The 13,369-nt window shown below is 62.8% G+C and carries 14 protein-coding genes and 1 tRNA gene; 8 read left to right on the top strand and 7 right to left on the bottom strand.

The genetic code is table 11. The features are described from left to right. Positions 1-2 precede the first annotated feature (2 nt). From NKI72_RS06100 to NKI72_RS06085, 4 genes are all read right to left on the bottom strand, one after another. Positions 3-1,358 (bottom strand): LLM class flavin-dependent oxidoreductase, encoded by a 1,356-nt coding sequence (locus NKI72_RS06100; protein WP_352471376.1) that lies wholly within the window; start codon positions 1,356-1,358, stop codon positions 3-5. Positions 1,359-1,371: 13 nt separating this feature from the next. Then, positions 1,372-2,547, bottom strand: a complete 1,176-nt coding sequence (locus tag NKI72_RS06095) for an acyl-CoA dehydrogenase family protein (protein ID WP_352540175.1) — start codon at positions 2,545-2,547, stop codon at positions 1,372-1,374. A 24-nt stretch (positions 2,548-2,571) separates the two neighbouring features. Beyond that, entirely contained in the window at positions 2,572-4,011 is a 1,440-nt protein-coding gene (locus NKI72_RS06090) for an NAD(P)-binding domain-containing protein (protein WP_352831683.1), read from the bottom strand. 643 nt (positions 4,012-4,654) lie between these two features. Beyond that, positions 4,655-4,739 (bottom strand) — tRNA-Leu (locus NKI72_RS06085). A 456-nt stretch (positions 4,740-5,195) separates the two neighbouring features. On the opposite strand from NKI72_RS06085, the gene NKI72_RS06080 reads away from it, so the two are divergent. Together NKI72_RS06080 and NKI72_RS06075 are read left to right on the top strand one after the other, a co-directional pair. Continuing rightward, positions 5,196-5,783 (top strand): YqaA family protein, encoded by a 588-nt coding sequence (locus NKI72_RS06080; protein WP_352471381.1) that lies wholly within the window; start codon positions 5,196-5,198, stop codon positions 5,781-5,783. Between the two features lie 29 nt (positions 5,784-5,812). Beyond that, on the top strand, positions 5,813-6,331 hold the full coding sequence (locus tag NKI72_RS06075; RefSeq protein ID WP_352471383.1) for a disulfide bond formation protein B: 519 nt from the start codon (positions 5,813-5,815) through the stop codon (positions 6,329-6,331). Positions 6,332-6,482: 151 nt separating this feature from the next. Here NKI72_RS06075 and NKI72_RS06070 read toward each other — a convergent pair whose 3' ends face one another. Together NKI72_RS06070 and NKI72_RS06065 are read right to left on the bottom strand one after the other, a co-directional pair. Then, entirely contained in the window at positions 6,483-7,040 is a 558-nt protein-coding gene (locus tag NKI72_RS06070) for an HNH endonuclease (protein WP_023677956.1), read from the bottom strand. A 129-nt stretch (positions 7,041-7,169) separates the two neighbouring features. Beyond that, entirely contained in the window at positions 7,170-7,811 is a 642-nt protein-coding gene (locus tag NKI72_RS06065) for a DNA-3-methyladenine glycosylase family protein (protein WP_352471385.1), read from the bottom strand. A 122-nt stretch (positions 7,812-7,933) separates the two neighbouring features. On the opposite strand from NKI72_RS06065, the gene gluQRS reads away from it, so the two are divergent. Further along, complete coding sequence (gene gluQRS / locus NKI72_RS06060) at positions 7,934-8,809, top strand: tRNA glutamyl-Q(34) synthetase GluQRS (RefSeq protein ID WP_352768048.1); 876 nt, start codon at positions 7,934-7,936, stop codon at positions 8,807-8,809. 127 nt (positions 8,810-8,936) lie between these two features. Beyond that, positions 8,937-9,827, top strand: coding sequence for a DMT family transporter (locus NKI72_RS06055; protein WP_352831681.1), 891 nt, complete (start codon positions 8,937-8,939; stop codon positions 9,825-9,827). Here NKI72_RS06055 and NKI72_RS06050 read toward each other — a convergent pair. Beyond that, a complete protein-coding gene (locus tag NKI72_RS06050) occupies positions 9,794-10,648 on the bottom strand; it encodes a YihY/virulence factor BrkB family protein (protein ID WP_292656768.1) in 855 nt (284 codons plus the stop codon). The genes NKI72_RS06055 and NKI72_RS06050 overlap by 34 nt on opposite strands. Positions 10,649-10,705: 57 nt before the next feature. Between NKI72_RS06050 and NKI72_RS06045 the strand changes: the two genes are divergently transcribed. Genes NKI72_RS06045 through NKI72_RS06030 form a run of 4 tightly spaced genes read left to right on the top strand, consistent with a single transcriptional unit; the run spans position 10,706 to position 13,223 of the window. After that, entirely contained in the window at positions 10,706-11,572 is an 867-nt protein-coding gene (locus NKI72_RS06045) for an SDR family oxidoreductase (protein WP_352831679.1), read from the top strand. 23 nt (positions 11,573-11,595) lie between these two features. Beyond that, on the top strand, positions 11,596-11,787 hold the full coding sequence (locus NKI72_RS06040; RefSeq protein WP_023677950.1) for a twin transmembrane helix small protein: 192 nt from the start codon (positions 11,596-11,598) through the stop codon (positions 11,785-11,787). 25 nt (positions 11,788-11,812) lie between these two features. After that, positions 11,813-12,394: a cob(I)yrinic acid a,c-diamide adenosyltransferase gene (locus NKI72_RS06035; protein WP_352540181.1), complete on the top strand. Its 582-nt coding sequence runs from the start codon at positions 11,813-11,815 to the stop codon at positions 12,392-12,394. Between the two features lie 25 nt (positions 12,395-12,419). Next, positions 12,420-13,223 (top strand): rhomboid family intramembrane serine protease, encoded by an 804-nt coding sequence (locus NKI72_RS06030; protein WP_352831677.1) that lies wholly within the window; start codon positions 12,420-12,422, stop codon positions 13,221-13,223. Positions 13,224-13,369 lie beyond the last annotated feature (146 nt).

Genomic DNA, 13,369 nt, shown 5'->3' with positions numbered 1-13,369 from the left:
GCCTATTCCGCAGCTGCCGCGGCATGCCGCGAAAAACGGTTTGCCGGTCGCTTCAGGCCGAGATTGTCGCGCAAGGTGCTGCCCTCATACTCGTCGCGGAACAGGCCACGGCGGCGCAGTTCCGGCACCACCAGCTCGATGAAATCCTTCAGGCCGCCGGGCATGATCGGCGCCATGATGTTGAAGCCGTCGGCGCCGTAATTCTCGAACCGCTCTTCCATGGTGTCGGCGATCTGTTGCGGCGTGCCGACCACCTGCCAGTGGCCGCGGGCGCCGGCGATGCGCAGATAAAGCTGCCGGATCGTCAGGTTCTCGCGCCACGCCAGATCGATCACCAGCGCTTGCCGGCTCTTGCCGGCATTGGTCTCCGGCAAATCCGGCACCGGCCCGTCGAGCGGATAGGCGCTGAGGTCGAAGCCGCCGGCCAGCGCCGAGACCAGACCGAGGCCGACTTCCGGCTGGATGAGATCCTGCAGCTGTTCGAACTTCCCCCGCGCCTCGGCTTCAGTGCGGCCGACGACCGGGAAAATGCCTGGCAGGACTTTCAGGTCATCCTCCGAGCGGCCATATTTGCCGAGCCTGCCCTTGACGTCGGCATAGAAGGCGGTGGCTTCGTCGAGCGTGATCTGCGCGGCGAAAATCGCTTCCGCGGTCCGAGCCGCCAGCTCTTTGCCCGGACCCGACGCGCCGGCCTGGACCACGACCGGACGACCTTGCGGCGTTCGCGGCGTGTTCAGGGGACCACGCACCTTGAAGTGCTGGCCCTTGTGGTTCAGCACATGCAGTTTGTCCTTGTCGAAATAGCGCCCGCTTGCTCTGTCGCGCGGGAAGGCGTCATCCTCCCAGCTGTCCCACAGGCCGAGCACGACATCGGCGAATTCCTCGGCGCGGTCGTAGCGCTCGCCATGCTGGATATGCGTCTCGTGACCGAAATTGAACGCTGCCTCCGGATCGGAAGAGGTGACCAGATTCCAGCCTGCGCGCCCGCCGCTCAGATGGTCGAGCGACGCGAACTGGCGGGCCAGATTGTAGGGATCGGAAAAACTGGTCGACGCCGTGGCGATGAGGCCGATGTTCCTGGTCACAGCCGACAGTGCCGACAGCAGCGTGATCGGCTCGAACGGATAGACGCCGCTATGCGCCTTGCGGCTGGCGGCCTCGAGGTTGCTCAGCCGCGCCGCGACGCCATCGGCAAAGAAGATCGCGTCGAATTTGGCCGCTTCCGCCAGCCGGGCAAGTTCGACGTAGTCGCCGAGGCTGGTCCCCTCGCCTGCCGCTGGATGGCGCCAGGCCGCCACATGGTGACCGGTGAAGAGCAGAAACGCTCCCAGCTTGAGCTTGTCCTTGCGCCTGGCCATTTTTTTCGCCTCCTCAGCGGTACAGTCCGCCGGCCGGGAATTCCCCGGTCAGCAACCAGGTGCCGATCGTGCGCTTCTTGTATTCGGCCGGATTGTGCAGCGTGTGCGTGCGCACGTTGCGCCAGAACCTGTCGTAGCCGTTGGCCTTGGTGGCTGAGCGGGCGCCCATCACCTCGAAAACCTCGCTCGACGCGTCGAGGCCGACTTGTCCGGCGTAGACATTGGCGGTGGCGAGATCGATCGCCGTCTGCCCGCGCTGCTCCAGGGTCAACGCCTCGCCCTGGCCATAAGCGGCATCGAGGCTGCATGCTGCTATATCGGCCAGTTCGGCCGCGGCGAGCGTGCGGATATAGAGGTCGCCATATTTGCGTTGCACGAACGGATCGTCGGTATGTTTCTCATAGCCGGAATAGACCCAGGGGCGCGATTGCGAGACCGTATAGTCCCGGCCTTCGCTCAGCGCTCCTTGCGCGCTGCCGACGAACAGGTTGAGCAGGACCGCCTGCTGGAACAGTGACGTCAGCGTCTGGAACGGCGTCAGCGGCACCGCGGGCGAGCCAATCAGTTCGTCGTCGCCGACATGCACGTCCTTGAACGTCACCTTGCCGCTGCCGGTCTGCCGCTGGCCGACACCATCCCAGTCATCCTCGATGACGATGCCCTCACGGTCAGCCGGGATCGCTGCCGCTAGTCTATCCTGGCCGTCCTCCCAGGCAACCTGGATGTAGTCTGCGATGTGGGAACCGGAGGAGAACGGCCGAAAGCCGCTCAGGATCCAGCCCGTGCCGTTGCGCCTGGCCGTCGACGTCTTCGACATGGCGTTGCCGGAATTGCCCCAGACCCAGTTCTCCCTTGCCGAGCGTGTCAGCAGCCGGTCCCTCTGCGCCTGCGTGCCACGGAACAGCACGCCATTGAGCGGCAGATGATGGTATCCGTAGAGATGGGCGAGCGAGCCGTCGGTGCGGGCGAATTCGCGCACGACGCGAAGCACCGACAGCCAGGGTGCGCCCTTGCCGCCATAGCGCTTGGGAATCTGCGCCGACGGCAAACCACTTTCCTTCAGCAGGCGGATCTGTTCGACGGGCCGGCCGCCGGCCTTGTCGCGCGCCACGGCATCCCGATCGAAGATTTCGCGCAGTTCGACCGCCGTGGCGACGAACGGGTCGGAAAGGTCAGGGCTGAAGGTCATCGGCGTTTGTCCATGGAAATGCGTCTATTCCACCGCGATGGTCTGCGCCGGCCGCGAGACGGAAGCGGCATAGGCGTCTTCGCCGAACTCGGCCGGATGGCTCCCGGTTATGCGGCTCTCATGGCTGTCGAGATCGGCGAGGAAGAGATCGCGGCTGATGCGCGCGACAACGGCCGGCACATCGCGCCTGATCGACGGCACATCGCCGATCGGCAGGCCGAAACTGACAAAGCCGCCGGGATTGAAGACATGGATATTCCTCAGGAATGGCGCCTCCCCCGGCGCCTTCTCGAGAAATTCATGGCCGAGGCCGAGATAAGGATGGGCGCCGAAAAATTCATCCAGCTCTGCTTCCGGCGGCGCGTACTGGTCGCGCCATAGCCGGATGGTGGCGGCGAAATCGGCGAACTCAGGCTTGCGCGTCGGGTCGGCGAAATAGCCGGTGCCGGCGACGACGAAGTCGAACGCAAACGTCTCGCCTGCGATATCGGTGACGACCTTGCCGTCTTCGACATCCGCATTTGTCCAGGGGGCACCGAGATGGAGATGAAAATTCTGGTGCCGCACCGCCCGCTCCACCGCATCGAGCGGCGGCGTTGAACCGGCCTCGCGGAAGCGCAATGCCTGGCGCCAGCGCACCGCATCGGGCAGCCGAGGATAATTGTCATAGGCGCCGGGATAGCCGCGCACGCGGTTGATCGGCACACTGGCAATGCTGTTGCGGCGGGCAAAGAGACGCACCGATTTCGCGCCGGCCTCAAGGGCAGCTCCGGCCGCATCGAATGCCGAAGCCGCCGACCCGACGACAGCCATTGCCTTGCCCTTGAGCGAGGCAAAATCGATTGCCGCCGAACTGTGTGCGACAAGGCCCCGCGGCAAGGCGGCAAGTACCGCCGGTATCACTGGACCGCCGCTGCCGCCAAAGCCATTGGCCAGAATGATCTTGCGCGCCGTTTCGACCGATGGCGTGCCGTCGGCTTCGAGGTGGAGGCGAAAAAGCCCGCCGGCCGGCTCGATGCGAATGAGACGCGTGCCGTAACGGATGCCGATACCGAGGAACGCGCGATACCATTTCAGGTAGTTCGCCCAATCCGTCCGTGCGATGCGGTCGAATCCGGCATAGGCTTCCGCACCGTGGCGGGCTTCGTACCAGGACTGAAAGCTCAAGCCCGGCAAGCCGAGTTCCGGCCCCGGCAAGCCCTTTGGCGTTCGCAGCCGGTTCATCCGTGCATGAGTGAACCAGATGCCGGCCTTGCTTTCATCCGATGCCGCGTCGACGACAGTAACCTTGCCGATGCCGGCACGCCTCAACGCGAAGGCAAAGGTCGCCCCCGTCTGCCCACCGCCAACGATGAAGACATTGTGGTCGATGCCTTCCCGGTCCGGCACCCAGTTCTGCGGATCGGGGCCGATCAGCCGGAGCGTCTCCCGGGCGTGGTGATCTGGATCGGTCGGTAAGGCCATTTCGGTCCCGGCTGAAGTTGAGCCTCATCAAACTCCGCCTCGGTCGGCAAACAGTCCAGAAATGTTCGCTTTGATTGGCCGGTAGTTTTTTTCACTTGCATTGCAACGACGCGCTTTCACAGCCGACGAATGGGCGGCGCGTGTGGCCTCCCTGAAGCCGGGGCATCTTTTTGATATTGCAGCGGGCTCAAGCGCACTGGTCATTTTATTTCTTACGGCTCACGCGTAATGCGCCGACGCAGTCGGGCATTGGTGTCGAGCACATCAGCGGCGTCGCGTGGTCAGCGGGATCAAGCTTGATCTTGGTCGACCGACATGGGTGACGTCCGCCATCTGAAAGACGGCAGATCGCGGATACACCAGCAACGGTCCTCGCAGGATAGGACAGCGCAGCTACTCAACAGGCGTCCCAAGAGGCCCGTCGGCTACTCCATCGCAGGAACGAAAACCAGAAGAGTAGCGGACCTTTCGTGTGCAGTTTTTGCACACGATCTCTCATAACATATTGATTTTATGTGTTGATCTGTCCCATCCATCACCGGACATTGCGGAGTATCCTGGTGGAGGTGGGCGGCCGACACGATTCGAACTCTGGCGCGACAGGTGAAATGACTGCCGTTCTCAAAGTTTGTTGGCCGATAGTTGGTGCGGGTGGTCGGGCTCGAACCGACACTCCTTTCGGAACTGGATTTTGAATCCAGCGCGTCTACCAGTTTCACCACACCCGCAAGGCGCTAACTCATTTACCTCTCAACGCTCTCATGCTGCACCTACGCAGAGGGTGGCAGTTCGAGAATTAAGCGGCTCTTAACTCCTAACCCATTGACCTCCAATCCTATTACCCTGCGGGCTGACGGTAGACGCATCCTGATTTTGAGTCGAGCGCGTCTACCAATTCCGCCATAGGGGCTCAGGCCGGGCGGCCTGGATGGGCGCGGACTATACGGTTGGAGGCCTGTTCGTCAACTGGCCAAATCCCGACATCTGGGCTCGCTCAAGCCTCAGCCTTTCGATTTCGTGAAGCAGCTGCCATTGTGCAGCGCGGAAAATCTTTCTAGACAGGCGGCGCATGTCATTGAAGCGCACCTCGTCCGACGAGGTTGATGCTGGGCGCTTCCAAGTCTTGTTTGTACATGTCGTGATCCCAAGACCGCTTCTGGTTTGGGCGTGCATTAGGAGTGCCGATGCTTCGCGGACTTTACGACTGGACCTTGTCGCTGGCGGCGAGCAAATCCGCCGAATGGTGGCTGGCCTTCATCGCCTTCGTCGAGAGCTCGGTGTTCCTGGTGCCGGCCGACGTCCTCTATCTGCCGATGGCGCTGTCGCGGCCGGATCGCGCCTATCGTTACGCGCTGGTCGCCACCGTCGCCTCGGTGCTGGGCGGCATCGCCGGCTGGTTCATCGGCCATTATGCCTATGATGCGATGGCGCGGCCGATCCTCGAATTTTATGGCAAATATGACGAGTTCGAGGCGATGCGCGTCTCATCGGGTGTTGGCTTCATCATCCTGATGCTGGTCACCTCCGGCCTCGCCCATCTGCCGCCGATCAAGGTTGTGACGATCCTGTCGGGCGTCATCGGTGTTCCTTTGCTGCTGTTCATCGTGCTGGCAATCGTGGCGCGCGGTGCTCGCTTCCTGTTTCTCGCGTGGCTCTTGCGCCGCTATGGCGAGCCGATCCGCCACTTCATCGAAAAGCGCCTTGGCCAGATTGCAGGCGCCGCCGCCGCCGCCCTGATTTTGCTCTATATCGTCGTCAAATACGCCGTCTGAACGGCATCGAACCGAATGGACTGAGCCCGATGACAGCGACCGTGAATACCGATACCGGACGCCAGCGGCTGCGCACCGCCCTGTTCCTCGCTGTCGCCATGGCCGCCACGGTCGGCTCGGCGCTGGCCTTCCAGTATCTCGGCGGCTACATCCCCTGCAAGCTCTGCCTCGAGCAGCGCACGCCTTACTACGTCGGCGTGCCCTTGATGCTGCTGGCGGTGCTTGCGTCGGCTCTTCAGGCGCCAGCCTGGGTAAGCCGTGGCCTGCTGGCCATTGGCGGCCTGCTGATGCTCTACGGCGGCTATCTCGGCGTTTATCACTCCGGCGTCGAATGGGCGTGGTGGCCAGGCCCGACCGATTGCACCGCAGCCGCCGGGCCGGTGGACACCGGCGGCAAGGGCGTGCTCGATGCGCTCGACAAATTCGTCCCGCCCTCCTGCGACAAGGCGGCGCTCCGCATCCTCGGCCTGTCGCTGGCCGGCTGGAACGCCATCGCCAGCTTTGTCCTGGCAGTCGTAGCCTTCCGCAGCGCCTTCGCCCGCGACTGATTTAGCGCGACACGAGATCATCCAAGAATTCGGCAGGCTGAGTCGGGTGGAGTGATTGCCGAGAACCGAAGCGGAGCGGACATTGGTCCGTGAGCATCGGAAGCGCAGAAAATCGCTTCAGACGGCCAGCCTCCCGAATTATCGGATGATCTCACGGCTCGAGTTCGACATCCCAGTACAGATAATCCATCCAGCTTTCGTGTAGATGGTTGGGCGGGAACAGCCGGCCGTTATTATGCAAATCATGCACCGTCGGCTGGTAGGGCTTCTGCAGCGGCCACATCTTGGCGTGGGCCGGCATCATGCCGCCCTTCCTCAGATTGCAGGGCGAGCAGGCAGCGACGACATTCTCCCAGGTCGTGGCGCCGCCGCGATGGCGAGGAATGACATGGTCGAACGTCAGATCGTCCGGCGTGCCGCAATATTGGCATTGGAAACGGTCACGCAGGAAGACGTTGAAACGGGTAAACGCCGGATGCCTCGACGGCTTCACATAAGCCTTCAGGCTGACGACGCTCGGCAGCTTCATCGAAAAGGTCGGTGAAGAGACGGCGTGTTCGTATTCGGCGACGATGTTCACCCTCTCGAGGAACACCGCCTTGATGGCATCCTGCCAGGACCAGAGCGACAGGGGGTAATAGCTGAGCGGACGGTAATCCGCGTTCAGCACCAGCGCTGGAAGCCCATCCGGAGATACGGCAACCGTCACGTCGTTGACCTCCTTCACCCTAGAACCGGTCGGCGCGGATACTGTAAGCCCGACATGACAGGGATGTGAAGCGGATTGTCGATCATGCCGGGTCTCAAAAACGCATGATTTCAATGCTTTTTTGCGGATTCAGGCCGGAGGCGCGGCATCCCTGCCCTTCAATTCGCGATAATAAGCCCAGAAAAGCCGCGATGCGACACCGCGCCACGGGCTCCATGATTCGGCAAGCCGGATCAGCATTTTCTCCGGCGGACGCGGGTCGATGCCTAGTGCATGGCCGACCGCGCTCTGCAATGCAACGTCGCGCGCCGGAAAGATGTCCGGGTGTCCGGCGGCAAACAAAAGGTAGACTTCAGCCGTCCACGGGCCGATCCCCGGCACCCTGGTCATGGCCGCGATCGCCTCGCTTGCATCGAGCCGACAGAGGTGATCGAGGTCGAGCCCGTCGGCCACCGCCCGGGCGACGGCAAGCAGGCCGCGCTGTTTGGGTCGCGACAGCCCGGCCTCGCGAAAGATCACCTCGTCGGCGGCAAGTATCGCCTGCGGCGTCAGCGGATCGAGCAGTCTCGTCAGCCGGCCGAAGATGGCGTCGGCGCTCGCGCGGGACACTTGTTGCGAAACGACGATGGAAGCAAGGCTCCTGAACCCCGGCTCCGATAGCCTGAGCGGCACCTCGCCGGCCATGCCGCGCACTCTTTCCAGGCGTGGGTCGAGTAAGCATAGCCTATCCAGCCCTTGCGCAATGTCGTCGAGACTGGCGATGCGTTGCATGTCTGCTTGTTCCAAAATCAAAAGTGCCGCACGCTTCGTCACGTGTCCCTCTGGACGCACGACGCCACCGGCGCAAAGTAGCAATTGGCGAAAGCGCCACACAACCCGATTGCCGCCGGACAATGACACTGCTGACATTCCGCTTCGCGCCGAGCCCGAACGGCGAACTGCATCTCGGCCATGCCTATTCGGCGCTGCTCAATCAGAAATTGGCAAAGGCGACGGGCGGACGCCTGCTGCTGCGCATCGAGGATATCGACACGACACGCTGCACGCCGGAATTCGAGGCAGGCATTTTTCGCGACCTGAAATGGCTGAGGCTTGGCTGGGAGGAACCGGTGCGCCGCCAGTCCGAGCATTTTGCCGAATATCGGGCGATGCTCGAGCGGCTGATCGAGGAAGAACTTGTCTACCCGGCCTTCATGAGCAGAAGTGAGATCCGCGCCTTTATCGCCGACAGCGAGAAGCGTGGCCGCGACTGGCCGCGCGACCCGGACGGCGTGCCGCTCTATCCTGCCGCCGACAAGGCGTTGACGGCGAGCGAACGCAAGCGGCGCCAGGCCGAAAATGTGCCATTTGCCTGGCGGCTGGACGTCGATGCGGCAATAGCGCGCGCCGGCAAGGACCTGTCATGGGCCGAATACACGAACGAGACGCTCTCCGCGACGCGTCGTGTCGAAGCCCATCCGCAGGATTGGGGCGACGTGGTCGTGGCGCGCCGCGAAATCCCGACCAGCTATCACCTCGCCGTCACCATGGACGACGCGCTGCAGGGCGTCAGCCATGTCGTGCGCGGCCAGGATCTCTATTCCGCGACCAGCGTGCAGCGGCTGCTTCAGCAACTGCTTGGCCTGCCGCAGCCGGCCTATTTTCACCATCGCCTGATCCTCGGCCCGGACGGACGAAAACTGTCGAAGAGTCTTGGCGATACCGGCCTTGCCGCCCAGCGTAAGACGGGCGCATCGCCGGACGATGTGAGGCGGCTGGTCGGTCTCTAGCGGCGCCAAAGGCATTCCTTGAATGGAAATGAGCCTATGGATCAACGGTTTGGTTTTGCCTTCCGCTCGGAACGGCATTAGAGCAAGCGCGACAATCAGTCCTCACCGACGCGTGGCCTCCGGAAAAATGCACAGCCTCAAGCGGTTCATCCCCGCCTCTTTCGTCGTCCTGTGGGCGACCGGCTTCATCGGCGCGCGTTATGCCACGCCGTGGGCGGAGCCCTTTACCTTCCTGGCCGCGCGCTTTGTCCTGGCCGCAATCCTGCTTGTCGCTTTGATGGCCGCGCTTGGTTCGAGCCGTGCCACCCGCGACGAGGCGCTGCACGCGACCGGCGCCGGCATCCTGATGCATGGGGTCTATCTCGGCGGCGTGTTCTGGGCCATCCACCGGGGCATGCCCGCCGGGCTTTCAGCCCTGATCGTCGGCCTGCAGCCGCTGATCACGGCAGTGCTCGCCGGCAGGCTTCTCGGCGAGGCCATCCTGCCGCGCCACTGGGCCGGTCTCGGCCTCGGGCTGATCGGTGTGGTGATCGTGCTCTGGCCGAAGCTCGGCGCGCTCGGCGGCGGGGTGACGGCCGAAACACTGGGCGCCTCACTTGTCTCGGTGCTCGGCATGAGCGCCGGCACGATCTGGCAGAAGCGCTTTGCTTCCGGCGGCGATCTGGTGGCTGCCACGTTCTGGCAATATGTCGGCGGCGCATCTGTAATGGCCTTGGCCTCGCTAGCCTTCGAGACGCGAACGGTCATCGTCAATGGCGAACTGATCTTCGCCATGGCCTGGCTCGTGCTGGTGCTGTCGATCGGCGCCATCTTCCTGTTGATGGTGATGATCCGCGACGGCGAAATGTCGAAGGTCGCCTCGCTGTTTTACCTCGTGCCGGCCGTCACCGCGGTCATCGCCTGGGCATTGTTCGGTGAGCACTTGAGCCCGCTCCAGATCGCCGGCATGGCGATCGCGACGCTCGGCGTCGGGCTGGCGACGGCTCAGCCGCCGACGCGGGCACGCGCCTCTAAATAGCGGCTGATCGCGGCGTTGAGCTCGCCACCGAGGATGAAGATCGCTGATACGATGTAGAGGAAGACGACGGCGATCATGATCGAGGCGAGGCCGGCATAGGTCGTCACATAGGACGAGAAATGATCGAGATAGGCGGCGAAGATGGTCGACCCGATGAGCCAGCCGACCAGCGTGAAGATGATGCCAGGCACGATCGAAACGAAGCGGCGCTTGCCGGCTGGCAACCAGAAATGCACGGCGAACAGGCCGCCGATGATGACGACCGAGGCGATGACGTAACGCCACAGCGTGATCGTGCCCATGTAGGGCTTTATCCATTCGAAATGCGACTCGGCCAGCCGTGCCAGCAACGGCGCGAAGACCAGCAGCACGCTGATGGCCAAAAACCCGGCCGTCGCGATCAGCACGAAGATGATGCTCTGCACCCGCCGGTAGATGATGCCGCGCGTTTCCGAGACACGATAGGCCCGGTTGAGCGAGGTGCGCAGCGCCTCGATGCCGTTCGAGGCGAAATATCCGGCAAGCACGATACCGTAGGTCAACAGGTCACTGCGCCGGACGGTAAGCACGTTGAGTACCTCGCGCGCGATCGGTTTGGCGATCTGCTCGGGCCATGTGTCGAACACAAGGTGCACGGCGGTGTCGGCGAAAGCCTGCGCGCCGAAAAAACTCGCCAGCGTCGTGGCGAAGATCAGGAAAGGAAAAAGCGCCATCAGCGCGGTGATCGCCAGATGGCTGGCCATTGCCCAGCCGTCGTCGGTGTTGAAATGGCCGAGCGCGTCGTAGAGGACGCGTTTGAGGGCTACGATCTTCCGCAACAAGAACCGCGTTCCCTTCGATTGTCCCGACGCCGCGAATATGGGAAGGGTTTGCGGTAAATGACAACCCTAGGTCAAACCACCATTCCTCCCGGAGAAGAGTTGCGCACCATCATTGTCACAGGTGCCTCTTCCGGTATAGGCGCCTATTGCGCCCATGCTCTTAAGAGGGAAGGCTGGCGGGTGTTCGCAACGGCCCGAAAGCCCGAAGATATCGCCGCGCTCGAGGCCGACGGCATCGAGGCCTTTTATCTGGACTACACCGAGCCCGGATCGATCGAGGCGCTGGTGGCGTCGGTGCTGGAACGGACCGGCGGCCGGCTCGGTGCGCTCTTCAACAATGGCGCCTACGGACAACCCGGCGCCGTCGAGGACCTGCCGGTCGAGGCTTTACGGCAGCAGTTCGAAGCCAATGTCTTTGGCTGGCATGATCTCACTCGCCGCGTCGTACCGGTGATGCGCCGTCAGGGCCATGGTCGTCTCGTTCATTGCTCATCGATCCTCGGCCTCGCGCCGGTGCCTTTTCGCGGCGCCTACTCGGCATCGAAGCACGCTATCGAAGGGCTGATGCTGTCCCTCTATCAAGAACTCCGGGGTAGCGGCATCCATGTTTCGCTGATCGAGCCGGGGCCGGTGAAATCGAAGATCGCCAGCAACAGCCTTGCGTGGTTCCTGGCAAATATCGATCACGAGAATTCCGTTCATCGCCTTGCCTATGCGGCGCAACTCAAACGGCTGCGGGCCGGCGGCAGCACATCGCGGCTGAAGCCCGGGGCGGAGGTGGTTTATGCCGCCTTGCGCCATGCGCTTCTGTCGCGGCGCCCGCGCCCGCATTATGTGGTAACAGTGCCGGCCAGGATCGGTGTGATCCTTAAACGCATCCTGCCGGCTTCTGCACTCTACCGTCTGCTCGCCAAACGCGCCTGAACGCAATTCAACTGGAACACACCATGGCAACCGTCTTCAACATCCTCGCCGTTCTTGTCATGGTCGCAGTGGTGATCGTGCTGATCCGCGGCCTCATCAACATGATGCGCGGCGGCTCCAGCATGACCTCCAACAAGCTGATGCAGACGCGCGTGCTCTTGCAGTTCGTGGCCTTGGTGCTGATCATGCTGGCGGTGTATTTCACCCGTAAGTGACCCAGCACCAGCCGGGAGGTACCCCGTGGTCAAACTCAACAAGATCTACACCCGCACTGGCGACGATGGCACCACCGGTCTCGGCTCCGGCGAGCGGCGGCTGAAATCCGACCTTCGCATCGACGCCTACGGCACGGTCGACGAGGCCAATGCCTGCATCGGCATGGCCCGCATTCATACCGCGGCAGTAAATCCGGCGATCGATGCGATGCTCGGCCGCATCCAGAACGACCTTTTCGACCTCGGCGCCGATCTGGCAGTCCCCGATAATGGCAAGCCGCTCGACTACGAGCCGTTGCGCATCATCGCCTCGCAGACCGACCGCATCGAACAGGATATCGATCTCCTCAACAAGGACCTTGAGCCGCTCAAATCCTTCGTGCTCAACGGCGGTACGCCGGCAGCGGCTGCCCTTCACCTCGCCCGCACGGTGGCCCGCCGCGCCGAGCGCGTCATGGTTGCGCTGTCGCAAGATCCAGACGAGCAGGTCAACCGCGAGGGGATAAGATACATCAACCGTGTCTCGGACTTTCTGTTCGTCGCCGCACGCGCGGTCAATGACAACGGAAATGCCGACGTGCTATGGGTTCCCGGCAAGAACCGCTGAATCTGCCGGAACCGGGAGAGGCCTGATGTTTATCCCGCTTTACGACACCAACAGGCTGCGGCACATCAAGCTGCAATATGTGACCATCGGCCTGATCGCGCTCAATGTGTTGATCTACCTTATCACTACGCTTGGCGGTGAGGACTTCTCCAACGCCGCGGTGCTGGGCCTCGGCTTCATCCCGTCGGTCGTGCATGACAGCGTCGAGCTCGCTCCGCAATTCGTCGTCATTCCGGAGAGCCTGAGCTACCTGACCTATTCCTTCCTGCACGCAGATATCTTCCACCTCGGCGGCAACATGCTGTTCCTGTGGGTGTTCGGCGACAATGTCGAGGATGCACTCGGCCACATCCGCTACCTCGTCTTCTATCTGCTTTGCGCCATTGCCGGCGCTTTCTTCCAGGGTCTGGTTGCCTGGGATTCGCGGGTGCCGCTGATTGGCGCGTCGGGCGCCATCGCCGGTGTGGTCGCCGCCTATCTGATCCTTTATCCGCGGGTGAAGGTATGGGTGCTGGTCTTCGCGCGCATCCCGTTGCGCATCCCGGCCTTCATCCCGCTGATCCTGTGGATCCTGTTCCAGATCTTCATGTTCTCCCAGGGGGGCGAGGATCAGGTTTCCTGGGCCTGCCATATCGGCGGCATCATCGCTGGAGCCGTGCTGGTGCTTGTCTTGCGCAGCCGCGGCGTACCGCTACTCGCCGGCGCAGACGAGGAGCCGGCCGTGGTCGCCGGTCCGGCGCCCGTAGCCGGGGAGCCGGCGCCAAGCGACCCACAACCTGCGCAGCCGGCGCCGCGCTGGGGCCGGGGAAGCGTTTCCGGTCCGGACTGAACCGATTTGAGTGCTTCGCCGAGGATCCGAGTGCGCCTCGGATATTGACGCGCGGGGTCGCCGCAACTACGGAAGCGCCACCCTACTGGCGTGGCGAAGACCAGAATTCCGTCCGGAATGTCGGCTTTCGACAACTATGAAGAGGT

Origin of the sequence: Mesorhizobium sp. M0437, assembly GCF_040321335.1 — a bacterium.
Classification (GTDB): domain Bacteria; phylum Pseudomonadota; class Alphaproteobacteria; order Rhizobiales; family Rhizobiaceae; genus Mesorhizobium.
Note: the sequence above shows the minus strand (reverse complement) of the source record. Positions and strands in the feature narration are given on the sequence as shown.

Coding starts and splice junctions, on each gene's coding strand:
- NKI72_RS06080 (WP_352471381.1), top strand. CDS start 5,196: ATGCTTCGCGGACTTTACGACTGGACCTTGTCGCTGGCGGCGAGCAAA.
- NKI72_RS06055 (WP_352831681.1), top strand. CDS start 8,937: ATGCACAGCCTCAAGCGGTTCATCCCCGCCTCTTTCGTCGTCCTGTGG.
- NKI72_RS06100 (WP_352471376.1), bottom strand. CDS start 1,358: ATGGCCAGGCGCAAGGACAAGCTCAAGCTGGGAGCGTTTCTGCTCTTC.
- NKI72_RS06090 (WP_352831683.1), bottom strand. CDS start 4,011: ATGGCCTTACCGACCGATCCAGATCACCACGCCCGGGAGACGCTCCGG.
- NKI72_RS06040 (WP_023677950.1), top strand. CDS start 11,596: ATGGCAACCGTCTTCAACATCCTCGCCGTTCTTGTCATGGTCGCAGTG.
- NKI72_RS06030 (WP_352831677.1), top strand. CDS start 12,420: ATGTTTATCCCGCTTTACGACACCAACAGGCTGCGGCACATCAAGCTG.
- gluQRS (WP_352768048.1), top strand. CDS start 7,934: ATGACACTGCTGACATTCCGCTTCGCGCCGAGCCCGAACGGCGAACTG.
- NKI72_RS06065 (WP_352471385.1), bottom strand. CDS start 7,811: ATGCAACGCATCGCCAGTCTCGACGACATTGCGCAAGGGCTGGATAGG.
- NKI72_RS06075 (WP_352471383.1), top strand. CDS start 5,813: ATGACAGCGACCGTGAATACCGATACCGGACGCCAGCGGCTGCGCACC.
- NKI72_RS06045 (WP_352831679.1), top strand. CDS start 10,706: ATGACAACCCTAGGTCAAACCACCATTCCTCCCGGAGAAGAGTTGCGC.
- NKI72_RS06095 (WP_352540175.1), bottom strand. CDS start 2,547: ATGACCTTCAGCCCTGACCTTTCCGACCCGTTCGTCGCCACGGCGGTC.